General features: G+C 54.6%; 15 protein-coding genes and 1 pseudogene. 8 read left to right on the top strand and 8 right to left on the bottom strand.

The features are described from left to right. Positions 1–61 precede the first annotated feature (61 nt). Complete coding sequence (locus ACMHLI_RS08510; RefSeq protein WP_413529093.1) at positions 62–370, bottom strand: SelT/SelW/SelH family protein; 309 nt, start codon at positions 368–370, stop codon at positions 62–64. 567 nt (positions 371–937) lie between these two features. Between ACMHLI_RS08510 and ACMHLI_RS08515 the strand changes: the two genes are divergently transcribed. Together ACMHLI_RS08515 and ACMHLI_RS08520 are read left to right on the top strand one after the other, a co-directional pair. Further along, positions 938–2,188 carry a DUF3472 domain-containing protein gene (locus ACMHLI_RS08515; protein ID WP_413529094.1) on the top strand — a complete coding sequence of 417 codons (1,251 nt, stop codon included), beginning with the start codon at positions 938–940 and terminating at the stop codon, positions 2,186–2,188. Between the two features lie 162 nt (positions 2,189–2,350). After that, positions 2,351–2,605: pseudogene (locus tag ACMHLI_RS08520) on the top strand (transposase); the annotation flags it as partial. Positions 2,606–2,758: 153 nt separating this feature from the next. On the opposite strand, the gene ACMHLI_RS08525 reads toward ACMHLI_RS08520, so the two are convergent. Further along, positions 2,759–3,706: a POTRA domain-containing protein gene (locus ACMHLI_RS08525; protein ID WP_413529095.1), complete on the bottom strand. Its 948-nt coding sequence runs from the start codon at positions 3,704–3,706 to the stop codon at positions 2,759–2,761. Positions 3,707–4,068: 362 nt separating this feature from the next. On the opposite strand from ACMHLI_RS08525, the gene recC reads away from it, so the two are divergent. The 3 genes from recC to recD are packed head-to-tail and all read left to right on the top strand — an operon-like array spanning position 4,069 to position 13,276. After that, positions 4,069–7,512, top strand: a complete 3,444-nt coding sequence (gene recC, locus ACMHLI_RS08530) for an exodeoxyribonuclease V subunit gamma (RefSeq protein WP_413529515.1) — start codon at positions 4,069–4,071, stop codon at positions 7,510–7,512. Then, a complete protein-coding gene (recB, locus tag ACMHLI_RS08535) occupies positions 7,509–11,225 on the top strand; it encodes an exodeoxyribonuclease V subunit beta (RefSeq protein WP_413529096.1) in 3,717 nt (1,238 codons plus the stop codon). The genes recC and recB overlap by 4 nt, the downstream gene beginning before the upstream one ends. Then, entirely contained in the window at positions 11,222–13,276 is a 2,055-nt protein-coding gene (gene recD, locus ACMHLI_RS08540) for an exodeoxyribonuclease V subunit alpha (RefSeq protein ID WP_413529097.1), read from the top strand. The genes recB and recD overlap by 4 nt, the downstream gene beginning before the upstream one ends. Positions 13,277–13,293: 17 nt before the next feature. On the opposite strand, the gene ACMHLI_RS08545 is transcribed toward recD, so the two are convergent. From ACMHLI_RS08545 to ACMHLI_RS08555, 3 genes are all read right to left on the bottom strand, one after another. Then, positions 13,294–13,536, bottom strand: coding sequence for a hypothetical protein (locus ACMHLI_RS08545; protein WP_413529098.1), 243 nt, complete (start codon positions 13,534–13,536; stop codon positions 13,294–13,296). A gap of 45 nt (positions 13,537–13,581) precedes the next feature. Continuing rightward, positions 13,582–13,689, bottom strand: coding sequence for a small membrane protein YniD (gene yniD, locus ACMHLI_RS08550; protein ID WP_112164783.1), 108 nt, complete (start codon positions 13,687–13,689; stop codon positions 13,582–13,584). Positions 13,690–13,978: 289 nt separating this feature from the next. Further along, entirely contained in the window at positions 13,979–15,223 is a 1,245-nt protein-coding gene (locus tag ACMHLI_RS08555; protein ID WP_413529099.1) for an MFS transporter, read from the bottom strand. A gap of 115 nt (positions 15,224–15,338) precedes the next feature. On the opposite strand from ACMHLI_RS08555, the gene ACMHLI_RS08560 reads away from it, so the two are divergent. Further along, positions 15,339–16,250 (top strand): LysR family transcriptional regulator, encoded by a 912-nt coding sequence (locus ACMHLI_RS08560; RefSeq protein WP_413529100.1) that lies wholly within the window; start codon positions 15,339–15,341, stop codon positions 16,248–16,250. A 65-nt stretch (positions 16,251–16,315) separates the two neighbouring features. Here ACMHLI_RS08560 and ACMHLI_RS08565 read toward each other — a convergent pair whose 3' ends face one another. After that, positions 16,316–16,588 carry a hypothetical protein gene (locus ACMHLI_RS08565; protein WP_413529101.1) on the bottom strand — a complete coding sequence of 91 codons (273 nt, stop codon included), beginning with the start codon at positions 16,586–16,588 and terminating at the stop codon, positions 16,316–16,318. A 91-nt stretch (positions 16,589–16,679) separates the two neighbouring features. Further along, on the bottom strand, positions 16,680–17,405 hold the full coding sequence (locus tag ACMHLI_RS08570) for a DUF3053 domain-containing protein (protein WP_413529102.1): 726 nt from the start codon (positions 17,403–17,405) through the stop codon (positions 16,680–16,682). 134 nt (positions 17,406–17,539) lie between these two features. Between ACMHLI_RS08570 and ACMHLI_RS08575 the strand changes: the two genes are divergently transcribed. Together ACMHLI_RS08575 and cspA are read left to right on the top strand one after the other, a co-directional pair. Further along, complete coding sequence (locus ACMHLI_RS08575) at positions 17,540–18,655, top strand: DUF1615 domain-containing protein (RefSeq protein WP_413529103.1); 1,116 nt, start codon at positions 17,540–17,542, stop codon at positions 18,653–18,655. Positions 18,656–19,030: 375 nt separating this feature from the next. Then, positions 19,031–19,243 (top strand): RNA chaperone/antiterminator CspA, encoded by a 213-nt coding sequence (gene cspA / locus ACMHLI_RS08580; protein ID WP_101076387.1) that lies wholly within the window; start codon positions 19,031–19,033, stop codon positions 19,241–19,243. Between the two features lie 652 nt (positions 19,244–19,895). Here cspA and ACMHLI_RS08585 read toward each other — a convergent pair. Beyond that, positions 19,896–20,033 (bottom strand): hypothetical protein, encoded by a 138-nt coding sequence (locus ACMHLI_RS08585; protein WP_167457518.1) that lies wholly within the window; start codon positions 20,031–20,033, stop codon positions 19,896–19,898. Positions 20,034–20,312 lie beyond the last annotated feature (279 nt).

Here is a 20,312-nt window from a genome sequence, read left to right on the forward strand (position 1 = left end):
ACCGGAAGGCGTTTCACATCAGGCATAAAATCTGAAGGCAGGGCATTCCTGCCTTTTTCAATCAGTCCGCCTGCCCGTCCTCAGAAATTTTCTTCTTATCCACATGCCCAAGCGACCGCTCCGGAAAACAGATATCGCGCACCCGCTGTTTTAGCGCCGCCGCTTCCGGGAATCCGCCATCACGCTTGCGTTCCCAAATCAGTTCATCATCCACCTTAATTTCATAAATCCCGCCAGTGCCCGGCACCAGCGTCACCGAGGCCAGATCGGTACTGAACGAGTTCAATAGCTCCTGCGCAATCCACGCCGCACGCAGCAGCCAGTTGCATTGAGAACAATAAGTGATGGTGACAGCCGGAAGTTTTTCCATGTACGACCCTTTTTAAGATGGTTTTATCGATGTTTTACTAAGCAGATGAAGTTCCGAAAATAACACGTTATCGGGGGCTTTACTGCAACTTGCCAGTAACTGTAGGACATCAAAGGGCACCGATGGAATTATCCGTAAACAGGGAAAATATACGATTTCAAGGGAAGTTCAACGCGACCGTGGCCAGTTTTGCCTGACCACTACACCTGCCGGACGGTGTAGTGCGTGGAGTAAAACCACTTCTTTGCTCATCGCTTCCCCTGATTCTCTAACATTTTTATTTATAACTACGAAAACTACTATTTATTATTAACAACTGCTTTCTCTTCTGTGGTACCAGGCGATTGAAGAACTTATCTCATATTACGTTATTATTTTAATTTTCATGATTATCATCAATTCCATCATTGTTCAAATATGAAATTCTATGCGTCAGTTTAAACTTTAGTAAGAACTTTAGTAAGAAGTTTAGCAAAACTTCAGCAAGGACTTGAGTGAAACTTCAGTAAGGACTTTAGTAAGAACCGATCTGTTATTTCCAATCAAAAAATATAAAAAGGATGTTGTATGAGTTCAAAATATATCGCAATTTGTGGATCACTAATGAGTTTGTTAGCATTTTCTAACAATGTTATGTCTGCAACAGATGTTCAATACTCCACTATTATGAGTAAATACAAAGGAGACGTAGGAAAAGGTAAATGCCTAAGGACATTTTCAAATGATAATTCAGTTTCCATAGGGGACTGTACGGCTCAGGGAGGCGAATCAGATGATGCCTCCATGCGACAATGGGAAGTGGCAGAGCAATCCAATGGGTATTTTTTATTAAAAAACAAATATAAGCAGGATGCTAATGAAGGTCAGTGTATAAGAACGTTTAACAAGAGTGACAGACTAGAAGTTGGTGATTGCGTGGCGAAAGGAGGAGGATATGATTTCACATCAATGAGACTCTGGAAAATAGTTGAAGATGGCGCTGGCTATGCTCTTTTGCAAAATAAATATAGAATGGATGCCGTAAAATCAACTTGTATCAGAACATTTAGTAATAATAACTCTACTTCAATAGGCGATTGTACAGCACAAGGAGGGTCATCGGACTATACCTCAATGAGGGAATGGAGTTCAGAGGCATTTCCTTTTGGTACACCATGGGGCCCAACAGGGATAGTAAACATAGGTTACACGATACCAAACTCACCAGCATCAGGATTTAATAAAATAACTTTCCCAATGAAGATAGATGAGTCCCCGGAAGCACGAGGGTTCTACTATGCTATGCAATATCAATTTATAAACGGTAATTCGGGCTATATTGGTTTGCAGCCAAAATCGAAAGACTCAGGTACGGCTGTATTCTCTGTATTTGGTAATGGAGTAACACCAGTAGCCCAAAATTGCTCGGGGTCAGCGGATGGTGGAGAGGGTTCCAGCTGTTCAAAAACAATAAGTTTAGTTTATGGTCACCAATATAACTTAACCGTCAAGAGAGATGATGAAAATGCTAAAGTATGGCGAGGTTATGTAGAGGATACCACCACTGGTGAAATTAATGAAATAGGAGCCTGGCAACCTCGTGATGGCTCGCAAGGTATAAAAAATTCACAAGTTGGCTTTGTGGAGTATTATCCACAGATTAATTCATGCTCAAAAATACCCTATACGAAAGTTTTCTTTGGTTCCCCAATAGCAGATTCAGGTATATCAGGAACACTTAAGACACCGTACACTTATGGAAGATGCCAAGACCATGTTGACTTTACTACTCAGGGAGATTCTGCGGGTTGGATTACTAGCGTGAAAGGAATTAAATAATAGATGACAGCCGAACCTTAAGGGTGCGGCTGTTTCTACAACTTTTGCACGCCGTAGCCACTTTCCCCGGCTCTGCTAAAGAGTGTAAATATCCCACCAACACAGCCCATTCACTTTTAGAGTTTTTCCGACATACTGATTATGTCACCTGAGGAGATCTCTATGCGTAAGATCCGATTCACCTTACACCAGATCATCGCCGTGCTGAAATCAGTCGAAGTTGGCAGGACCGTCAAAGATGTGTGCCGCGAAGCCGCTATTTCCGAAACCTGTTATTACAACCGGAAGGCAAAATATGGCGGGATGTAAGCCGTTGATATTAAAAAGATCAAAGAACTTTAGGACGAGAATCGTCGTCTGAAGCTGAATTTTACCGATCTGAGTCTGGAATACCAGACGCGGAAAGACGTCATCAAAATTTGCTGACAGCGACAGCGTTAAGTTCATATCGCGCTGCGCCTGTAACTGTGCGTCCGAGCCCATTTTGAAGCACTTTGCCATCAGCTTCAGCGGCCATCTGTCCGTCAATCGTGGCAACGGGGTGGTGCAAAATGATGTCGCCATCAATGGTCAGCACGCTGTTTTCGTGCTGGTAAAGGGGGCTAAGTTCTGCGAAATGCCCTGTGCGCCTTTCGCTTCGTCCCCGATGTTGAGGGTGCTGGCCGTGAGATCCAGTTTCCTTCCGGCCAGCAGTTGCCCACCCTGGTTGAGATGCAGGGAGTTGCTCGTGAATGTCAGGTCTTGCTGAGCGCTAAGAGTGCCGCTCAGTTTGGTATTCAATACTGAAATTTCCAGCGTCCCGCCGAACAACAGCTGCCCGGTGCCTGTGCTCTTTTGTCCGCCGTTGTCAAACCCGATGCCGGCACTAAGAGGTAACTCCTGCGTTGGAGTGAGATTCACGATGGAGTAGACAGGCTGTGCGGCGGGAAGAATTTCAATTTGTACAGACGTCTGGCGCGGGCGGTTGATCTGCTCCATACCCTGTTCGATATCGCGAAGGTTAGGGATCTTACCTTTCAGGCCGGGGAACGCCATCGCCAGAATACGATTACTGCGTTTATCTAACTGAATTTCCTCAAGCTTTCCTTTCATTACCGTAATATTCAGCTCACCACGGGAAAGATCCTGCTCGGGAAGAAACGCACGGCTGGTTATATATCCGCGGTGGATATACGCACCAGATATTTCCTGCACCAATTGGGTAATTTTGTGAATGCCTAAACACTTTCCAATAAAAATTTTCGTTAACGTATTTTCATCACCGGAAGATAAATGTTTGTCCTGCTGGATATTGATAGTGGAAATAGTAAAACATGGCTGATCACCAGAATCGGCGGACGCGGACGGCGGTACGGAAACAGTCTGGCCTTTCTCCAGTTCATCGCGCTGAATTTGCTGTTGTTGTAATAAATCTCTCTGTTGTTGCTCAATATTTCCCCTGTCTGCCGGGCTGAGCAGGGCGGCTTGTACCGGACAGACTGCCAGGAAAATAGCCCAGCAGATAAATTTAACATTCATTGTAAATATCCTTATTTACCAATCCATTCTTTATGGTTATGCGATGAATAACTAACGCAGATTTTATATCAGTTAAGTTTTCATTACACAAAATGTGCTTTCTAAAATGGCGATAAATTCGGAAATTTATTTCTATTAAACAGAAAATTATTGAGTAATAGAATGATAATGTAAAAATCTTAATGAAAACTAATTGATTGACTAACGAAATAGTCGGTGAAGTGATAAATCCGTATCTTTCACTGTCAGGCATTCAGTCTCCGCAGTCCCGGCCTCTTTTCCTTCCAATCCTTTTCAAATCAACGCAAAATCTCTCTCCTCAACCGGCGATAACAAGGGATGCGAGCGTGAATTCAGGTTTGATGGTGTTACACGGCAATCACTCAGAAGCGCTGAGGGACGTGCTGATCACGTGGATGGCGGCGCATCCGCTTCCGCCGCTGGAAAATGAAGTGATTCTGGTGCAAAGCAACGGTATCAATCAGTGGCTGAAACTGGCGCTGGCCCGTGACCCGGAGGACGGCGGCTGTGGCATTGCGGCGGCGCTGGACATCAAACTGCCCGCACGTTTCTTCTGGCAGGTTTATCGTGCTGTGCTCGGCAAAGAGCAGGTGCCGGAATCTTCGCCGTTCGATCGCCCGCTGCTGACCTGGCGGCTGATCCGCCTTTTACCTCAGTTACTCACTGAACCGGTTTATGCGCCACTGGCGCGTTTCTTAAAAGACGATGGTGACATGCGAAAACTGCACCAGCTGGCGCAGCGTCTGGCGGATTTGTTCGATCAGTATCAGGTGTACCGTGCCGACTGGCTGGAAGACTGGGGTAACGGGCAGGATGTGCTGCGCACCAGCCGTCAGGGTAGCGAGCCGTTGCCGGAAAACCTGCTGTGGCAGCCGCAACTGTGGCGCGCGCTGCTGGACGACGTTGATGAAAGCGAGCGCAACACCAGCCGTGCCGCGCTGCACCAGCGTTTTCTGCAACATGCGCTGACTATCCCGGAAAATGAGCGCCCGGCCGGTCTGCCTGCGCGGCTGATCGTCTTTGGTATCTCTTCATTGCCGCAACAATCTCTCGAAGTGCTGGCGATTCTTGGCCGCTGGACCCACATCTTTATGTGTGTGCATAACCCATGTGAGCACGACTGGAGCGATATCATTGCCGATAAAGATCTGCTGCGCGCTGAACGCATCCGTCAGCTGCGTAAGCCGGGCATGCCGCAGGTGATCGCCGAAGATGAACTTCACCAGCACGCCCATCCGCTGCTGGCGGCGTGGGGCAAGCAGGGGCGGGATTACATTGGCCTGCTCAATGAATACGATAATCACGAATCCTATGCTGCGCAGCTCGCGCCGGTGATCCCGCGCATCGATCTCTTCACCTCGAACGGCACCGATACGCTTTTACACCAGTTGCAGGAAGATATTTTGCAGCTGCGCCCGCTGGCGGAAACCCAGGTTCACTGGCCGCAGCTGGATGCGCAGGATGATTCCCTGCGTTTTTACATTACCCACAGCGCCCAGCGTGAAGTGGAAGTGCTGCACGACAGGCTGCTGGCCGCGCTGGCTGCGGATCCGACGCTTAAGGCGCGCGACATTATCGTGATGGTTCCGGATATCAACGGCTACGCGCCGCACATTCAGGCGGTGTTTGGTCTGATGGAGCGCAGCGATCTGCGCTATATCCCGTTCACCGTCGCCGATCAGGGGCCTCGCCAGAATAACTCGCTGCTTGGCGCGCTGGAGCGATTGCTCAATTTACCGCAGTCGCGGTTTGCGGTCAGCGATCTGCTGGATTTACTCGACGTGCCGTCGGTACGCGAGCGCTTTGCCATTGAAGAAGAACAGCTGCCGCTGCTGCACCGCTGGATAAGCGCCGCCAATGTGCGCTGGGGGCTGCACGCGGAACAGCGTCAGAGCCTCGAACTACCGCTCTCACCGGAGCAAAACAGCTGGTTCTTCGGCCTTCAACGCATGCTGCTGGGGTATGCCGTGGGCAGCGGTGAGGCGTGGGAGAATATCGAACCGCTGGATGAAATCGGCGGGCTGGATGCAGCGCTGATTGGCCCGCTGTCGCATCTTTTAAACTGCCTCGATGAAACCTGGCGTCAGCTGCGCGAACCGGCTGCACCGGCGGTCTGGGGCGAACGCCTGCGCGACATCCTTTCCCGGTATTTTACCGGTGATGACGGCGAAGACGGCTTTATTCTGGTGCGTCTGCACACCGAGCTGGAAACCTGGCTGGAAGCCTGTGAAAGCGTCAATCTGCAAGCTGAACTGCCGCTTTCCGTGGTTCGGGATCACTGGCTGGCGCAGTTCGACCAGTCCGGCCTGACGCAGCCCTTCTTCGGCGGCGCGGTCACTTTCGCTACGCTGATGCCGATGCGCGCCATACCTTTCCGTCACCTTTATCTGCTTGGTATGAACGACGGTGATTATCCGCGTAACCGCGTGCCGATGGATTTCGATCTGATGGGGCGCGATTACCGTCCGGGCGACCGTTCACGCCGCGAAGATGACCGCTATCTGTTCCTCGAGGCGCTGCTTTCCGCGCGTGAACGTTTACATATCAGCTGGGTTGGCCGCAGTATTCACGACAATACCGAGCGGCCGCCGTCGGTGCTGGTGGCGCAGCTGCGCGACCATCTGGCGGCAGGCTGGAAACTCAACGACGACGGGGATTTGCTGCACGCGATGACCGTCGAGCATCGTCTGCAACCGTTCAATCGCGATTACTTTACGAAAGACGGCGCGTTGTTCAGTTATGCCCACGAATGGCGCGCCGGACTGGACGCCGATGCTCCGGTTACCGCATTCGCGCCGCTTGAATCACTGGAACAAGAGAGTGCGCTGACGCTGCGTCAGTTGTCTGATTTTCTGTCGGATCCGGTGCGCAGTTTCTTCCGCCAGCGGCTGAACATCTATTTTGAGATGGAAGATCCGGGAAGCGAAGATCAGGAACCTTTCGATGTGAATGCGCTGGAAAACTGGCGATTGCAGGATGAACTGATCCGCGCGCAGAAGTGGGCGCTGGAGGCGGGTGTTTCGCGTCAGGATATATTGCGCCAGCAGCTGGAACGCATCGAACGGCGCGGCGAACTGGCGCCGGGCGAATTCGCTGCGGTACTGAGTGAAGATCTCGCCGAACCGATGGACACGCTTTTCGCCAGTTATCAGCAGGTGCTGGAGGCGTGGCCGCAGGCATTGGGCAACGAAGCGCTGTCGGCAGATATCGGCGGCATCAATGTCTCCGACTGGCTCAGCGATCTGCGTGCTAATCAGAACGGCGAGCGCGCGCGCGTGGTGCTGGAAAGCGGCGGTCTGATGACCAAAGAGCGCAGCTACCGGTTCGACAAACTGCTGCCGTACTGGGTGGCGCATCTGGCCGGACACCTGAACGGGCAGCCGATGCACAGCATTATCGTCAGTAAAAACGGCACCGCTGAACTGCCGCCGCTGGAGGTTGCGCAGGCTCAGGCGCTGTGGCAAACGTTGATCGAAGCCTGGCACTTGGGGCAACGGCGACCTCTGCCGCTGGCGGTGAAAACCGCGTTCGTCTGGCTGAAAAAGGACGGCAATGAACACAGCGCGCCGGACAGCGACGCGTGGTTTGCGGCGCGGGATGCTTATGAAAATCACGATCCGGCCAACATGAAATTCGGCGAGCGCGACAGCAACCGCTATCTGGCGCGCGCATGGCCGGACTTCGCGACGCTGTGGTCTGACGGAGAATTCGCATTGCTCGCGGACAGCCTGCTGGCACCGCTTCGCAATCATCTTTCCCGCAGTAAGAAAGGAGGCAAGGAATGATGGATCGCACTATGTCCTCTGCCGGGACTCGCCCATCAGCGCTCAACGTGCTGAATTTTCCGCTGACCGGCAGCCGCCTGATTGAAGCCAGCGCCGGTACCGGGAAAACCTTTACCATTGCCGCGCTGTACGTGCGGCTGGTGCTCGGCCACGGCGGGAAGAATGCTTTCAACCGTCCGCTGACGCCGCCTGAAATTCTGGTGGTGACCTTCACCGATGCGGCCACCAAAGAGTTGCGCGACCGTATCCGCGTGCGTCTGTCGCAGGCAGCGGAATACTTTTTAAATCTGGACGGGGCCTCTTCTGAGGGCGACGAATTTTTGCAGACGCTGCGCGCTGAATATCCTCCTGAACAGTGGCCGGGTTGCGCCCGCAAGCTGCAACTGGCGGCGGAATGGATGGATGAATCGGCGGTCTCTACCATCCACGGCTGGTGTAACCGCATGCTCGGCGAGCACGCGTTCGACAGCGACAGCCTGTTCACCCAGACGCTGGAAACCGATCAAACCGAACTGCTGATGGAGGTGGTGCGCGACTACTGGCGCAGCTTCTATTTTGCGTTGCCGGAATCCGATATCCGCACCCTGCGCGCATGGTGGCGGACGCCGGAAGAGTTACACAGCAAGGTTGCGCCGCTGCTGGAATACGCCGAAGAACTGGGCTCAGACGAAACACCCGCACAGATCTGCGAAGCGGCCAGTCAGCAGAAAGCCGCCGAACTGTCGGCGCTGAAACAGGGCTGGCCGGAATGGACGCAGGAACTGCGCACCCTTCTTGAAGGCGCGGTGGCAGCGAAAGTGGTGGATGGCCGTAAAATTCAGGCGCGGTATTTTCTGCCGTGGCTGGAAAAACTGCACATCTGGGCGACGACCGATGAGGTTGCGCCGGATCTGAAAACCGGCTGGGAACGCCTGACGCCGGAAGGCTTAGCGGAATGCTGGAAGCAGGGCGAACCCCCTGCGCATCCGGCGATCACCGCCATGGAAACCCTGAAAGCGCGGCTGGAAAATCTGCCGGATGCCCGCAGTGGTTTGCTGCAACACGCCTGCCGGTGGATAGAAAACCGCTTCGACGCCGAGCAGCAAAAACGCGCACAGATGGGTTTTAACGATTTGCTGACCCGCCTCGACGCCGCGCTGCGCAGCGACAATGGAGAACGGCTGGCGGAGATCATCCGCACTCAGTTCCCGGTGGCGATGATCGACGAATTTCAGGACACAGATCCGCTGCAATATCGCATTTTCGACACTGTTTACCGTGTGGCGCAAAACGCCCCTGAGCAAGGGCTGATCCTGATCGGCGATCCAAAACAGGCGATTTATGCCTTCCGCGGCGCTGATATTTATACCTATCTGCGCGCCCGCCGCGACACCGGCGGACGTCACTACACGCTGGCCACCAACTTCCGTTCTACGCGCGGGATGGTGGCTGCGGTGAATGAAGTCTTTGGGCTTGCCGAAAATCGTCCTTCCGGCGAGGGGGCTTTCCTGTTCCGCCGTGGCGATGAAAATCAGGTGCCGTTCCTGCCGGTAGAAGCCAAAGGGCGTGCCGACACGCTGATAATTGATGATGCCGAAGCCGCCGCCATGACGCTGTGGTATCCGGAAAATCAGGCCGACGTGCTGCCGAAAACGCAGTATATCCAGCTGATGTCCGACGGCTGCGCGACAGAAATTGTCCGTCTGTTACGACTTGGCCAGCAGGGCGTGGCTGGCTTCGGGCTGCCCGGCGAAACGCTGAAACCGGTGATGCCGGGCGATATCGCGGTGCTGGTGAATACCGGCCGTGAAGCCACGGCTGTCCGCACGGCGCTGTCCAAACGCGGCGTGCGCAGCGTTTATCTGTCTGATAAAGAATCAATCTTTCAAAGTGCGCAGGCGGGCGAATTACAGTACTGGCTGGCGGCCTGCGCTGCGCCGGAAAACGATCGCCTGCTGCGCGCTGCGCTCGGCACGCCGTCGCTCAATTTAAGCTGGGAAGCGCTCGATCGCCTGAATCAGGATGAGCAGGAGTGGGAGCGCTACGTTCGCCAGTTTCAGGAGTACCGCATTTGCTGGCGCAAACAGGGCATTCTGCCAATGTTGCGCCGCCTGATGTGGGAATTTGACGTGCCGCGTCGTTTGCTCGGACGCGGTGACGAACGTGCGCTGACCGATCTGCTGCATCTGTCCGAGTTGCTGCAACAGGCGAGCGTTCAGCTCGACGGCGAACACGCACTGATCCGCTATCTGGCGGAGCAGCGTCAGGACGAACATCAGGGCGGCGATGCGCGCAAACTGCGTCTGGAAAGCGATGCCGAACTGGTGAAAGTGGTGACGGTGCATAAATCCAAAGGTCTGGAATATCCTCTGGTGTTCCTGCCCTTTGCCTGCGCCTTCCGCGCAGTGAAAAAACAGGACTCGCCGCTGAAATGGCACACGCCGGAGGGCGAACTCGAAGTGGCGTTAAGCGCCACCGACGATCAGTTGGCTCTCGCCGATCGCGAACGGCTGGGGGAAGATCTGCGTAAATTTTACGTCGCGCTGACCCGCTCACGTTACGCGCTTTGGCTCGGCATGGCACCGCTGAAAGAGTTTGAGAAGAGTGCTCCCGGCTATTTATTTTATAAGGACAGCTTACCCGACGGAGAAACCCTCGCGGCCGACGCGCTGCCTGCCTGTTTACAGGCGCTGGAAACGGCGAATATCCGCGCATGGCCGCTGCCTGCGCCGGACGGCGCGGTGTTCCGTAATGAACAGGCGCTGCCTGCGCTCGGGCCACGTCCGCCGCTGCGCACCCATAAAGCGCCGCGCTGGTGGATATCGAGTTTCTCCGGCCTGCAAATTGCGCCCGCCGGGACATATATCGCCTCCGACGTGGCGACCTATGAGCCGCCGGTGGAAATCGAAAGCGCGGCGCAGGATACCTATTTAGAGAGTACGGGGCTGGAAGATCTGGAACTGGCGGAAGGCGTGTTACAGCCGATGACCGGCGCGGATCTGTATGCGTTTCCGCGCGGCCCGGCACCGGGTAATTTCCTGCACGGTTTGCTGGAATGGGCGGGGGAAGAAGGGTTTGCCGCACTGACGTCGAAGCCGGAAAAAATCGCCGATCAGGTAGCGCGGCGCTGTAATACGCGCGGTTGGGAAAAATGGATCACATCGCTGACGCAATGGCTGACCGCGTTGCTTACCCAGCCGTTACCGCTGCCGGCTGGCGACGCGTTTACGCTGGCAGGACTGCCGCCGTATCAGGTGGAGATGGAGTTCTGGTTCGCGCTGACGCAGGTATCGACCCGCCGCCTCGACAAACTGGTGTCGCAATACACGCTGGACGGCACACCGCGCGCGCCGCTGCTGGCGGAAGATCTCAACGGGATGCTCAAGGGCTTTATCGATCTGGTGTTCGAACACGACGGGCGTTATTACGTACTCGATTACAAATCCAACTGGCTGGGTAGCGATGCCAGCGGATACGATCATACGTCGATGATCCGGTCGATGCTGGATCACCGCTACGATCTGCAATTTACGCTGTATCTGTTCGCGCTGCATCGCCTGCTGAAATCCCGTCTGGCGGATTATGACTACGACCGCCATATCGGCGGCGCAGTCTATTTATTCCTGCGCGGCAGTCATGCGCCGGGTAACGGCGTCTGCGTTCAGAGGCCGGATAAAGCCTTAATGGAAGAACTCGACCTGCTGTTTAGCGGTAATCAGGAGAAACGCGCATGAAAATCAACAGCCGTGAAGATATCGCACACCTGCTGGCAAGTTGGGTAGAGTGCGGCTGGCTGCGTGAGCTGGATCGCGCACTGGTGACATTTCTGGCGAAGCAGACGCCCGACGCGCATCCCTTGTTATTGCTGGCAACGGCGCTGACCAGTTATCAGCTCGGGCGCGGCCATGTGTGTCTGGATTTGCAGGCCACGCTCGACGACAGCGCCTTTTCGCTCTCGCTGCCGCCGGAGGGCGACCACGCCGACGGTGCGGTGATCCGCCCGGCTGCGGTGCTGGAAAATCTCAGCCTGACAGAATGGATGGCAGCGCTGGGACACCCGCAGCTGGTGGGCCACGGTGAGGGAAATTCGCCGCTGGTGCTCATCGGCCATCGCCTGTATCTGCGCCGTTACTGGCAGTATGAGCAGAATGTACGCGGCGCGATTGAACAACGTCTGGCGCGCAGTCAGCCGGACGCGTTGCCGGTGGCACCTCTGCGCGCGGCGCTCGATGCGCTGTTTCCTGCCGGCGGCAATAGCGGGCAAGCCAACTGGCAGAAACTGGCCTGTGCACTGGCGGCAGGCAGTGCGTTCAGCATCGTGACCGGTGGCCCCGGCACGGGGAAAACGACCACTGTGGTGCGTCTGCTGGCGTTGCTGCAAACGCTGGCGCTGGAAGACCACGGCCAGCCGCTGCGCATCCGTCTGGCGGCACCGACCGGTAAGGCGGCGGCGCGGCTCAATGAGTCAATTGCCGGTGCGGTATCTCAACTGGATTTGAGCTCGATCGGCAACGGCGACGCCGTGCGTGAAAGTATCAATACTGACGTAGTGACGCTGCACCGCCTGCTCGGCAGCCGCCCGGATACGCGGCACTTCCGCCATCATCCGGGCAATCCGCTGATGCTCGACGTGCTGGTGGTGGATGAAGCGTCGATGGTCGATCTGGAAATGATGGCTGCGCTGCTGGCGGCGTTACCGGATCAGGCACGCCTGATTCTGCTTGGCGATAAAGATCAGCTGGCATCGGTGGAAGCGGGCGCGTTGCTCAGCGAACTTTGCCAGCGTGCGGCGGGCGGCCATTATTTGCCGAAAACCCGCGACTGGCTGCAAACCGTCACCGGGGAGAACATTCCGGATGCTCTGGTGGATGCGCACGGAACCGCAATGGATCAGGCAGTGGTGATGTTACGTCACAGCTACCGTTTTGATGCACAAAGCGGCATCGGGCGGCTGGCTGAAGCGGTCAACGATGGCGATGTGAAAGCGCTGAAGCAGGTGTGGAAGCAGGGGTACGGCGATCTGGCGCAACTGACGCTCAGCGTGGCCGACGATCAGGCGCTGCGCGACTGGGTGATTAATGGCGCGGTTGGGCAGTTTCCTGCTGCCACGACGCGGGCAGGCGTTTCGCCGCCGGTCGGTTATCGTCACTATCTGACGATAGTGAAAAATGAGCGGCCTGAAATCGACGAACCGATGGAATCCTTCCACCGTTGGGCAACCAAAGTGCTGCAGGCCTACAGTCAGTTCCAGCTGTTATGCGCCCTGCGCGGCGGGCGGTGGGGTGTTGAAGGGCTGAATCTGCGCATTGCTGAAATTCTATGGAAAGAAGGGCTGCTGGAGGCTGCGGCAGGCTGGTATCCGGGGCGTCCGGTGCTGGTAACGCGCAATGATTACGGCCAGCGGCTGATGAACGGCGATATCGGCATTACGTTGCAAATTCCGCAAACGCTGGCGGATGGATCGACGGTGTGGGTATCGCGCGTTGCCTTTCTGGCTGGCGACGGCACCCAGAGTATCCGCTGGGTGATGCCAAGCCGTTTGCAGGCGGTAGAGACGGTGTTCGCGATGACGGTGCATAAATCGCAGGGCTCTGAATTCACCCATACCGCGCTGCTGCTGCCGGAGAATCTCAGTCCGATCCTCACCCGTGAACTGATTTACACCGGCATTACCCGTGCGCGTCACTGGTTCAGTCTGGGCTGTGTCGGAGGAATGAATGCGGTGCTGCCGGATGCGGTACAGCGCAGGGTACTGCGGGCGAGCGGACTGATTGAAACGGTGTGATAGCCTGAAAGGCAGGATCAGTAATCGTACTGCGGGATGCGGGAAGTTTTAGCGATGGCCCGGGTTTTGGAACCGGGCACTTTGGTGGCTTTGAGCGGGTCACCGGCGACAAATTCCAGGGTCGGGGAATAGTAAAACGGCAGCCAGCCGCCATAGCCATTCTCCCACTCCCAGCGAACCGGGCAGGGCCACAGAATGTCTTCGTACATAATGTAGTAGGTCCATCGCCCATGGGGACGACGCGGTTTTGGGGTTTTCATAGGGGCGTCAACTTAACTCAAAATAGTATCGCTAACAATATCAGCTCAACCCCAAATCATGGCCGCCCAGCGGAGTAACAGCAGGCCGCCGCAGATGCATAACAACACGACGACCATTTTCCAGTGTTTACTCATCATCCTTTTGGTGACCATCGGATCCTCCCTGTATTGAGCTTAGGTGTTATTGAATCCACGCTAACCGGTGATGTGCCGGTCAACGTAGTGAACCACATGTTCCTTTAACTCGGGAACGGTCTGATCGGCAAGCCACTCGAAAGCCACCAGCAGTAAGGCCGTAGTGGCGAGTACAGTCAAAATTATAGCGGCTTTTTTATGGGCTTCCATGGATCTCATCGTCTTTGCATTGCCTGTTTTTTACTCTATCAGAAAGGGCTCCCTCTGAGGAGATTTCAGGCGTTTGGTTCTGAAAGGGTTTAGGAAATTATACCCGCTCAGACGCTGCGAAACTTTGATCCTGTCCCTCCGCGACCGGATCCTTAGGATTTTCTGCATATCGGGCACCTGGCTTAAAACCGTCACGTTTCGCGCACCAGGCAATTATCAGAGCAGCCAGCAACAGAATCAGCATCGCCCACGGGAAAATGCCGATCCCGGGGGTGTTAAGCAGAATGCCGCCGGACAAGCCGCCGCCGGCAATCGCCAGATTCCACGACACCACGACCAGCGATTGTGCCATATCCCCCTGCTCGCCGGCGGCGTCAGCGATGGCAGTTTGCAATAACGTCGCCGCACCGCCGAAAGTCAGCCCCCAGATGGCGACGCACAGCGTCACCATCAGCGGTGAATCGCCGTCGAGCGCCAGTCCGAGGGAAATCAATGCAAACAGTGCCAGGCTGGCCAGCAGGGTTTTCCGCAGGCATTTATCCACCTGTAAACCGGTGAAACCGATACCCGCCAGCGCGCCGATGCCGAAAACCAGTAATATCTGGTCAGCCCGTTCTGCCAGGCCGGAGAGGGCAAGGAACGGCACGATGTAGGTATAAAGCAGGTTGTGCGTCAGCATCCATAATAAGATCACCGCCAGTATGCTGCGCACGCCCGGCATTCTTATCACGTGACGCAGTGACTGGCGCTGGCCAGCCGCCTGTCCCGGATAATCTGGCACTTTGCGCATCACCCATACGACCAGCAGCAACGTGATAGCGGACATCACGCCAAACGCCATCCGCCAGCCGAGCAGGGTACCCATCCAGGTGCCGAGCGGGACGCCGACGGACAGCGCCACCGGCGCACCCAGCATCGCCACCGACAGCGCGCGCCCCTGCTGATGCACCGGCACCATGCGTCTCGCGTAGCCCGCCAGTAATCCCCATGCCAGACCGGCGGCCGCACCGGCCATCCAGCGCGCGAACAGCGTCACGAGGTAATTCGTTGAAAACGTGGTGAGCGTGTTAAACACCAGAAAGCCGAGGATCGCCGTGAGCAGCGCGGTGCGCCGGTTCCAGCCGCGCGTCATCGCTGCCAGCGGGATCACCGCCATCAGCGAACCCGCGGCGTAAAGCGTGATCAGCTGTCCGGCCATTGCCTGCGAAACATTAAGTCCCGCAGCAATTTGTGGTAATAGCCCGGCGGGCAACGTTTCGGTCATGATGCCGATAAAACCGGTCATCGCCATCGCCAGCAGGGCGGAAAGCGGCAACGGTGAGGCGGACTGGGGGGAATTCATAGTGATTTCTCAATGAAAGAATGTGTTCGATCACAATAGAGATCTCCCCGGTGCGGAAAAAGTAGGGTAGATTTCCAGAGTATACGGACGTTGGTGTCCGTAATCGGAGGTGGCGGTGGAAAGTCTGAGCAGTCTGAATGTGTTTGTGCACGTCGCGGAAACCCGCAGTTTCGTCGCCGCAGGGCGGATACTGGGCGTGTCGGCATCGGCGGTGGGTAAAAGCATCGCGCGGATGGAGACCAAGCTGAAGGTGCGTCTGTTCCACCGCAGCACCCGCAGCGTTACGCTGACGGCGGAAGGCGCGCTGTTTCTCGAACGCAGCCGCCGGATTGTTGCGGAGCTGGAAGCCGCGGAAAGCGAGCTGTCGCAGCTCTCAGAAAATCCGCGCGGCAGGCTGCGTATGAGCCTGCCGCTGCTCAGTACGCTGCTGCTGCCGGTGCTCGGCGAGTTTATGCGCCGTTATCCGGACATCGAATTGGATCTGGATTTCACCGATCGCGTGGTCGATGTGGTCGAAGAGGGATTTGATGCGGTAGTGCGCACCGGGCAGATGGTGGATTCACGGCTGTCGATGCGCAAGCTGGGCACGTTCCATCATCTGCTGGTCGGGTCTCCTGGCTATTTTGCAGAGCACGGCTGGCCGCGCGAGCCGCAGGATTTGCTTACGCATCGATGCCTGCATTTTCGTTATCCCAACAGCGGTAAGCTGGAGCCGTGGCCGGTTCCGGCGCATGTAGATGTCGCGCTGCCAGTGTCGATGGTTTGCAATAACATTGAAACGCGTCTTTGTTTTTCGGTACAGGGACTGGGTATCACCTGCCTGCCGGATTTCAGCGTCCGCAAGGAACTGGCGCGCGGACAACTCGTGACCGTATTAGACGAGCACGTTAAACGCAGTGCAGATTTTTATATTCTGTGGCCGTCTGGCGGTTACATGACGCCGAAGCTTCGGGTCTTTATCGATTTTATCAGCGAGAGATTGTTCCCGGAAAAGGCGGATCTGGCGCTGGTATGCCCGAATATCTAGAGGGGAGTCAGGGTGGGGGAATATAAGGCTCAGAGTGCGTCTGAGCCTTTTGATGTTTTCACCAATTAACGGCTGCCCGGCAGCAGAGATTCGGTGCATTTAAATACGTCTTCGCGGAATTTGCGGGAAGCGTCGTCCAGATCGGTCTGGTTTGCCACATCGGCGCGGTTAGCTTCAAGCGCCTGATTCACGGCTACCGTGAAGGCATTTTCCTGGCTGGCGTTCAGCACGTTGCCCACGCTGCCAAACAGCAGGCGCATGGCGGAAATTTGTACCAGAAGTTCACGGTTTACGCGCTCAAGCTGGTCCACGCGTTTGGCAAGAATTTCGTCACTCATCGGTGTCTCCTTAGTTAAGTGCCGCACACCATAACAAAAGCGCCGTCATGAAAAAACCGCCTTGCGGCGGTCTGAACGTTCGGGTGGTGGTTTAGCGTACCATTTGCTGCATCTGGCGGCTGAGCTGCATCAGCTGCGCATTCAGCGGCACCAGCTGTTGTTGGATCGCGTTGTATTTATCCAGCTGTTTCTGGTTGGAGAATTGCAGACGGTTGCCGGTAATGGTGACCTCTTTCCCCTGATTCTTGATGAAATCGGCTTTGGCGACGATTAGATTCAGCACCTGCGGCAGCAGATCGAAGACCTGTTCGGTGATTTCAGAGGGTTTGATCACCGTTTTCTCGTAAGCCTGATCGTAAACCTTTTTCAGATCATCCGGCTGTTTCAGCGCCGCGCGCTGGGTATCCGCCTGCGTTCTGAGCGTGATGATTTTCTCTTTCCAGTTCTGGCTGCTGTCGGCCATCTTTTTGAGGTCATCGCGCTGTTCGACCAGCGCATTGACGCTGTTGACGCCGTTCATACCGGCAAACACGGGTACCAGCGAGGAATCGAGCTCAGTGTTCATCTGGTGATGGAAACCGGTGATGATCGCGTAATCTTTACTGTAATCCCCGAACTGTTTTTTCTCCGCCTCCGACAGCTGCGGCACAGCCAGCACCTGTTTGTCGAGAATGCGCGACTGGAGGAAATCCATAAACGCTTTGCGCTGCGCAGGCTCTTTATCACCACAGCCGCTGACGGCAAAAATCATCATCAGCAGCATTAATGGCATCAGGAAAGTGCGGTTGAAGTGAGAGGTTTTGATCGCGTATTGCATAGATTCCTTGCTCCTTTTGCTCCATATTCAGAAGATTAACCTTAGCGTAAAAAGCTGAAATTTTAACTAGAAAGCCGCGCTTATCTTAGTTAACGTCACGAAAGTACACACGTAACTCCCTCTTCAGGAAATGTATGATTTTGAACGGTAAGCGATTTTCCACACCCTGCACGCTCGGTGCGCTAGCGATTTTGATCCTCGCCGGGTGTACGTCGAATAAGAAAAACAACGCGCCGGTGAAAAATCCGCAGGACACCAAAGCGGACATCATACGGCTGATGCCTTCCACAGCACCGGATCGCAAGGGCTGGGCGACGGATATTACCGCCGCGTTTTCTGCGCAGGGCATCGCGCCGACCACCGAGAATATCTGCTCTGTGCTGGCGGTGGCGCAGCAGGAATCTAACTTCAACGCCGACGCGCCGGTACCGGGGCTGGGTAAAATTGCGTGGAAAGAGATAGACCGCCGCGCAGATGCCGTCCATGTGCCGAATTTCCTGGTACACACCGCTCTGTTGCTGAAATCGCCGAACGGCAAATCCTACAGCGAGCGGCTGGATAATGTGAAAACAGAGAAGCAGCTGAGCGCGATTTTCGATGATTTCATCGATATGGTGCCGATGGGACAGAAGCTGTTTGGCAATCTGAATCCGGTGCATACCGGCGGGCCGATGCAGGTCAGCATCGCGTTTGCCGAACAGAATGCCAAAGGGTATCCGTATCCGGTGGAGAGCTCGATTCGCAACGAAGTGTTTAGCCGTCGCGGCGGCGTCTATTTCGGCGTGAAACATCTGCTGGGATATCCGGCGAATTACACTCAGCCGCTGTATCGTTTCGCCGACTTCAATGCGGGCTGGTATGCCAGCCGTAATGCCGCGTTCCAGAGTGCGGTCAGTAAGGCCTCGGGTATTCCGCTGGCGCTCGATGGTGACCTTATCAACTATGGCACCGATAAGCCTGGCAGCACTGAGCTGGCGGTGCGCACGCTGAGCAAGCGTCTGGATATGAGCCACTCGGCAATCCGCAAGGCGCTGGAGAAGGGCGAACAGCTGGAATTCGAAGACACTAAACTCTACAAACAGGTGTTTACGCTGGCGGATAAAACCACCGGGAAGCGACAGCCGCGCGAGATGCTGCCGGGGATCACGCTGGAAAGTCCGAAGATTACCCGCACGCTGACCACCGCGTGGTTCGCCAAACGGGTGGACGGACGCCGCGCCGATTGTGTGAAAAGAGCCACGGCGCGCTGAGTTTGATTCATAACAGGGTGAGAATCGTCTTAATGCCTGCCTGAATTGGGCAGGCTTAATTATTGATTAATCTGGCTACAGCCACCGCCCTGCGTGCCCTGCGGGTTATTCTTTTAACAAATATAAAGGCTATAAATAGAGTTGCTTTGAAATAAAGGCTTGCTTAATAAATCCTGCTGTGTGTAAATAGCGTCAACGGTTTGTGGTTAAGACCTATTTATGTAAGACATTTAGTAAAGCAGTTCCTGGTTCAAGTGATATAGCAAATCCTTTCTCCGACGAATTTCCTTCTCTGATGCATCCATAAGTATTTCAAATAAAAACAGACCTATATTGCCCTATGGCATCATAAAATAAAAAAAGAAGGTATTTTCTATGTCTACTAAAATGACTGGTTTAGTAAAATGGTTCGACGCTGGTAAAGGTTTCGGTTTCATTAGCCCTGCAGACGGCAGCAAAGACGTGTTCGTACACTTCTCTGCAATCCAGAGCAATGATTTCAAAACCCTGGACGAAGGTCAGAACGTAGAGTTCACCATCGAACAAGGCCAGAAAGGCCCTTCAGCGGGTAACGTTGTCGTTCTGTAATGTCGCCTGATATTGAAGGCAAATCACCTGCAATAGCGAAGATGGGTTAAGCCCGGAGCAGACAGGAATCGTTGTTTCAATATCGACATTATGAACCACAAAAATAAACCCTGGCCAACGCCGGGGTTTATTATTTAAAAGCTTCCAGAATTATTTCGGGAGCCACAACAGAAAAGCCGGTTTCTTTTTTCTCGTCATGTTTATCGAAATAAAAAAATAGATAATCAGGGAATAAAAAACTCAGCCGTTTTTTCTGTTGTGATAAGGCCGCGCTCAGGCCGCGTAATGTAGGAGTGTACGATGGACGCTTACGCCGCAATATGACGGCCGGGAAAGCACCGGCAAATTCCCTTCATACTTCGAGTTGCAGATGCGTTAGCTGCACTCAGTCACACGAATCACTTTCTTGAGTAAGCTCATCGGGACTCTTTCCCTTGCCGCCTTCCTGCAACTCGAATTATTTCGGCAATTGGCTTCTGTGGACTTTTATCTGAAAAAAAAACAAAAAAAAGCCCGCACGCGGCGGGCAAATAACAGGGTTCTACAGGGGTATTACACAGGGACATCACACAACATTTGATGGACTTACGATACCAAACGCTGTGTATGGTTTTGTCATCGCCCGGTAAGGTTACTCCAGCAGTTGTAAGCCTTATTTGTCTGCGTAATGACCAATCACCTGATCAATTTTGGCGTCCGCCATCGCAATTCCCTTCTTAATCAATGACTCCGAGCCGATGCTTGCCAGCAGAATAACGACAGCCACCACCAGTAATCCCTTGTATGTCATGTTTCTTATCTCAATAAGTGTGATGTTTGGATCAGGTTTTCAGGCAGGCATTATGCGGCGAGACCTTGTGTATCGCCACGGGTTCTGAAGACAGGAAAACCTTAAACAGCCAGATGGCCGACGGTGAAGTAGGTCACCAGACCAACGATGACCAGCAGCGCAATGGCCGCAGCAGTATAAAGAATGATGCGCCTGGGGCTGTAAAATGCCATAGATATGTCCTTATCGAAAAGGGCGGAACGGCGTCAGACGTTACAATAGCTCCATCATCAGCGCCAT

Origin of the sequence: Rahnella inusitata (assembly GCF_965118895.1) — a bacterium.
GTDB lineage: Bacteria > Pseudomonadota > Gammaproteobacteria > Enterobacterales > Enterobacteriaceae > Rahnella > Rahnella inusitata_A.

Coding starts and splice junctions, on each gene's coding strand:
- ACMHLI_RS08510 (WP_413529093.1), bottom strand. CDS start 370: ATGGAAAAACTTCCGGCTGTCACCATCACTTATTGTTCTCAATGCAAC.
- ACMHLI_RS08515 (WP_413529094.1), top strand. CDS start 938: ATGAGTTCAAAATATATCGCAATTTGTGGATCACTAATGAGTTTGTTA.
- ACMHLI_RS08525 (WP_413529095.1), bottom strand. CDS start 3,706: ATGAATGTTAAATTTATCTGCTGGGCTATTTTCCTGGCAGTCTGTCCG.
- recC (WP_413529515.1), top strand. CDS start 4,069: ATGGTGTTACACGGCAATCACTCAGAAGCGCTGAGGGACGTGCTGATC.
- recB (WP_413529096.1), top strand. CDS start 7,509: ATGATGGATCGCACTATGTCCTCTGCCGGGACTCGCCCATCAGCGCTC.
- recD (WP_413529097.1), top strand. CDS start 11,222: ATGAAAATCAACAGCCGTGAAGATATCGCACACCTGCTGGCAAGTTGG.
- ACMHLI_RS08545 (WP_413529098.1), bottom strand. CDS start 13,536: ATGAAAACCCCAAAACCGCGTCGTCCCCATGGGCGATGGACCTACTAC.
- yniD (WP_112164783.1), bottom strand. CDS start 13,689: ATGGTCACCAAAAGGATGATGAGTAAACACTGGAAAATGGTCGTCGTG.
- ACMHLI_RS08555 (WP_413529099.1), bottom strand. CDS start 15,223: ATGAATTCCCCCCAGTCCGCCTCACCGTTGCCGCTTTCCGCCCTGCTG.
- ACMHLI_RS08565 (WP_413529101.1), bottom strand. CDS start 16,588: ATGAGTGACGAAATTCTTGCCAAACGCGTGGACCAGCTTGAGCGCGTA.
- ACMHLI_RS08570 (WP_413529102.1), bottom strand. CDS start 17,405: ATGCAATACGCGATCAAAACCTCTCACTTCAACCGCACTTTCCTGATG.
- ACMHLI_RS08575 (WP_413529103.1), top strand. CDS start 17,540: ATGATTTTGAACGGTAAGCGATTTTCCACACCCTGCACGCTCGGTGCG.
- cspA (WP_101076387.1), top strand. CDS start 19,031: ATGTCTACTAAAATGACTGGTTTAGTAAAATGGTTCGACGCTGGTAAA.
- ACMHLI_RS08585 (WP_167457518.1), bottom strand. CDS start 20,033: ATGACATACAAGGGATTACTGGTGGTGGCTGTCGTTATTCTGCTGGCA.